This window comes from Pseudomonas sp. (assembly GCF_050739995.1).
Classification (GTDB): domain Bacteria; phylum Pseudomonadota; class Gammaproteobacteria; order Pseudomonadales; family Pseudomonadaceae; genus Aquipseudomonas.
In genome coordinates this window covers 1-4,297 of the sequence record NZ_JBOICG010000498.1, presented here as the reverse complement: position 1 = coordinate 4,297, position 4,297 = coordinate 1, and the positions used below count along the sequence as shown (strand labels likewise).

Sequence of the window (4,297 nt, the reverse complement as noted above, 5' to 3'; positions counted from 1 at the left end):
ACTTACGCCCGAGGGTTGAACCTTAAAAATGCTTTGAAACAGTAGCCGCTATTAATCGAATTAATAGAAAGGGTCAGGCCCCGCCGTACGGGGCCTGTGGCTTATTGACGCACCAGGAACTTGAGGTCGCTGGGGGCATCGATCGGCAATTTCTGCACGGTTTTGCCCAGCAAGCCGGTCTTGGGATCACGTTCGACCACCACGATTTCGTTGCTTTTCTGGTTGGCAATCAGCAGGAACTTGCCGCTCGGGTCCAGGCTGAACTCCCGCGGGTGGTCGCCTTCCACGGAACGGCGCTGGATTTCCTTAAGGTGCGCAGTGGTCGGGTCAATGCTGAATACCAGCATCTGGTTGGCGGTACCACGGTTGCTCACATACAGGAACTTACCATCGCTGGACGCATGCAACGCCGCGCCGGCCTTGTCGGACACCGGTTGCCCGGCAGCGAAATCCACCAGTTGGGTCTGGCTGAGCTTGCCATCGTTGTAGTCGAACACAGCGACCTGGGCGCTCATCTCGGTGGTCAACCAAGCGTGTTTGCCATCGGCGCTGAACAGCAAATGACGCGGACCGCTGCCTGGTGGCAATGACACCGAGGCCGGGTTGGCCGCAGTCAACGGCAGCTCATGGTTAGCCTTGGGGTCGTAATGGTAGGCAAACACCTTGTCCGCCCCCAGGTCTTGAACGAACACGTACTTGCCGTCCGGCGACGACACCACCGAATGCACGTGGTTGGACGCCTGGCGCTCAGGGTTCACGCGGCTGGCTGGGTGCGCGCTCAATTGCACCGGGGCCGACAATTTGCCGGTGGCGTCCACCGGCAGGACCGCCAGGCTGCCGCCCGGGTCTTCCAGTACCGAATAGTTGGCGACGAACAGGTAACGCCCATCGGCGGCCACGCTGGAGTGGGTCGGCTCGTTGCCCAGGCTCTGCACCTGGTTGATCAGGGTGAGCTGATGACTTTGCGGGTCGATGCTATAGCTGCTGACGCGACCGACCGGGTCTTTCTGGCCTGGTCCGTTCTCGTTGACCACGAAAAGGTGTTTCTGGTCCTTGGAGATCGTCAGCCAGGACGGGTTGGCCGTCTTGGCCGCCAATACCGGCTTGCCGCTGAACTGGCCGGTACGGCTGTCAAACTGCAGGCGGTAGATCCCTTCGCTGGTACCGGCTGTATAGCTGCCGACCAGCAGTTCATAGGTATCGGCGGGCGCGGCTTGCACCGACATTGCACCGACACTGCCCGCCATCAGCAGGGGCCAGAATTTACGCATCATCATCCGCTTCATCCTCGTCGTTATTGTTGCCGGTGAAGGCGCTCAAGCAGATCAAGCGGTGCTCGCCCGAATCACCGGTAAGGGTCCAGCTTTGCAAGGTGTCGTCGAAGGTGGCTGCTTGAACCTGTTCCAGGCTGAAGCTCCAACGTTTTTCAGCGCGGCCGTCCATGGCGATGATCAGCAGCTTCTGCTCATCGAGGCTGAACTCGAAAGCGTGCAGCCCATCGATTTCCAGCATATCGCTGGTGGCAAGGACGGAGGTCAGGGTGTCGGCAGTCATGGCAGTCAATCATCTTCGGGAAAGCGCCAATGATAGCCCAGCCCAGCGGATAGAGCGGCGCTTTCATTCCTGATGGGTATTTATGAAGTATCGCACTACCACACCGCACGCAATGTCGGCACTACCTTAGGCACCTATCTCCCAGGCCAACTTATAAGGAATGCCCAATGCCTGACCCCACCGTTCACTTGCTCCAGCAAAGCGTTGCCATGCAGTTTCTCACGCGCCCGACCTTGCGCTCAGTCGCTGCGCAAATGCTCTCTGACAACCTGCAGGAACAATACCCGCCACTCACCCAATCGGTCTTGTCCCTGCGCCTTGCACAGCCACGAGACGGTGGTGGCAGAGCCCTGCTGCCTCTGCTGGAAGTGGCGCTCGCCCATCTTGCTGACGGCAGTTACCCTGATGTCTCAACGCGCGACGGTAAGGACTGCTACTTGAGTGATGCCACCGGAAACCGGCTCACTTATCAACCTTACAAAGATGAGCCCGCGCGCGCCTATGACCTGAAAGTCATTGAGTCGGTGATCCATGAGCTACCACAGGTCCTGTTTATTGCGTTTCAAGGTGCCCTCGCAGCGTATTGGGGCCAAGATAGCGACGCAGGCGTCAGCCGCTGGAAATGGTTAGCCACAGTACTGCACAACCAACTGCGCCGCTCATCTGTTCAATACTCTGCGGCCAGTGCCCGGCAGTTGCAGATACTCAAGGCGTTGACGACCTACCCCGATCGGCAAACCCGTGCCAGTCAGCCGTCGCCCGACAACACAGTCTATGCCTACACCCTGGAAACGCAGCTGCGAAGAAACGAAGCCACGCTGACAATGTCCAGCGCAGACCTGTTAGTGATCAGCGGCACGGACGTCTTGTTATGCCGCACATCGGGGCAGATAGAGTCGTTCACCAGTGTGGATGCCTTTGGCGAGGCCTGGTGCAAGCGCACGCAACAGCGCTTCTACGCCGATAGCATCACCTGGCGCCAGTATGAGCCCGACGGCAATATCTTCGAGGTGCAGGCTGCCCTGATACTCAACCAGCAATTGGAAGAACTGGCGGCCATAAAATTGCCCGGCAGTTCCCGGATCGACGTATTGGAAACACTGTTTGCAACGATCACAAACCCGTCACTTTCGTTGGGTGCCGAAGCTTTTGTTCCCCAGCCGCATATCCAGGCAGTGCTGCCATACTGGCTGAAGAATGCCGCTCCATCGGACCGGTTCGCTTACCGTCAATACCTGCTGGAACAGGCGCTTCTCACGCGAACGACATTCAATGATACGGACCTGGATCAACTGGACAGCATCGACGCCTATGCGAGCAGCCACCTGGACCACCAACTGTGCCTGGACCGTAACAACCACCTTTACGGCGAACGCAGGTGCAGCGAAGATGCAGCGACGCAGCCGTACAAAGCCCTTGAACTGGAGCTGACCTTTCATGTCGCGGTTGGCGGCCTGGAGGGTGGGTACATCGAGCCGGTGTCCATGAACCTGGTCGAGCTGGCTCTGAAAAATCTCTCCGGACGCCCCAAAGGACGCATGACCATACGCCACACCGGCGGCCAGGAAATTGAAGCGTGGTTGACGCCCGACTATATTTTTCAACTGGTCCAGCGTGTAGACATCGGCCTCAACTACCCCAACTACATTCGCGAAAAACTGCTGAGTGATACACCAGCGGTAAAAAAGCGTCAGCGCCTGTACATCCAACAACGCCCTCTGCAACTGAATATTCAGGCGTTGGAACACAAAATCCGCGGGGAAGCCGGGTTTACGCACCGAGGTATTCGTTTGGTTGCTGCGGCATTCAAACCATGCGCATCGGAACGCTGGGTCGACGACGATGAGATCGTCTTGCGCCCACTCGCGTTTGTACGCAAACCCGGTGCAACCGCCGATGTGGTGCAAAACATGTTCATCATCGAGCCCAAAAACCCGCGTGTGGGGCCGCACCTGCTCTATCACCCTGCCGGTCGGCAATCCATGAGGGAATTCACCGACCGTGCGAGTTTACTGGCCGCGATCGTCCAGCCCGGCGAGTTGCAAGACAGCGTATTGGCTTGGCTGACCGACAGCGCCAGGCCCGTTTACAGCAATGGCGGTTTTATTGAGCCCCACTACGTGCGGATAGGCATCGGCTCGGAGTTCGACATACTGCCGAGCAAGCCCTCACCTGCGACATTGGCCGATGCCGACGATGAAAGCTCGAATGAAATCCTTCAGGCGCAAAGGAACAACACACTGATGGCGTACCTGTTCAATTGCGATGCCCACCAACTGGTGGATCAGGCTGAACGCGATTCTACTTCCAACACTGAAAGCCGTTGGGCATTGATCGTAGAGGGCTTGCAGCTGGGTTTCAACACCTTGCTGATGGCCGTGCGCGGGCCCATCGCGGCGGTGGGTTGGATGCTGCAACTGATGGGTGCGCTGAAAAATGACCTGCCGGAACTGGAAAGTGACGACCCCACTGCCCGGGAATTGGCTTGGATCGATCTACTGATGAACATCAGCATGTTGCTGCTTCATTCACGAACACCGAATGACACCACAGCCCAACCGCGACCGCTGGATGAACGTACCGAACAGTTACGGGTGCGCTTACCGTTTCGGCGTTCACTTTCTGCAACCGGGCCACTGCCCCGTGCGGTCATCACGCGCGGGACGATCGGCCTACCCTCCGAACCACCGGGCGGGGGGCACACGGTACTGGACTTTGATCGCTCACTGGCTACAGACAGCGC

The 4,297-nt window shown here is 58.2% G+C and carries 3 protein-coding genes; 1 reads left to right on the top strand and 2 read right to left on the bottom strand.

Annotated features, from left to right (window positions below; genetic code table 11):
* Positions 1-101: 101 nt before the first annotated feature.
* Entirely contained in the window at positions 102-1,277 is a 1,176-nt protein-coding gene (locus ACRESD_RS16440; RefSeq protein WP_431751894.1) for a lactonase family protein, read from the bottom strand.
* Positions 1,264-1,554: a DUF5629 family protein gene (locus ACRESD_RS16435; protein ID WP_431751893.1), complete on the bottom strand. Its 291-nt coding sequence runs from the start codon at positions 1,552-1,554 to the stop codon at positions 1,264-1,266. Before ACRESD_RS16435 ends, ACRESD_RS16440 begins: the two co-directional genes overlap by 14 nt.
* A gap of 368 nt (positions 1,555-1,922) precedes the next feature.
* Between ACRESD_RS16435 and ACRESD_RS16430 the strand changes: the two genes are divergently transcribed.
* A partial coding sequence (locus tag ACRESD_RS16430) for a dermonecrotic toxin domain-containing protein (protein ID WP_431751892.1) occupies positions 1,923-4,297 on the top strand: 2,375 nt, incomplete at its 3' end.

Excerpts from the sequence above, each read along its gene's own strand:
- ACRESD_RS16440 (WP_431751894.1), bottom strand. The coding sequence starts at position 1,277 with ATGATGATGCGTAAATTCTGGCCCCTGCTGATGGCGGGCAGTGTCGGT.
- ACRESD_RS16435 (WP_431751893.1), bottom strand. The coding sequence starts at position 1,554 with ATGACTGCCGACACCCTGACCTCCGTCCTTGCCACCAGCGATATGCTG.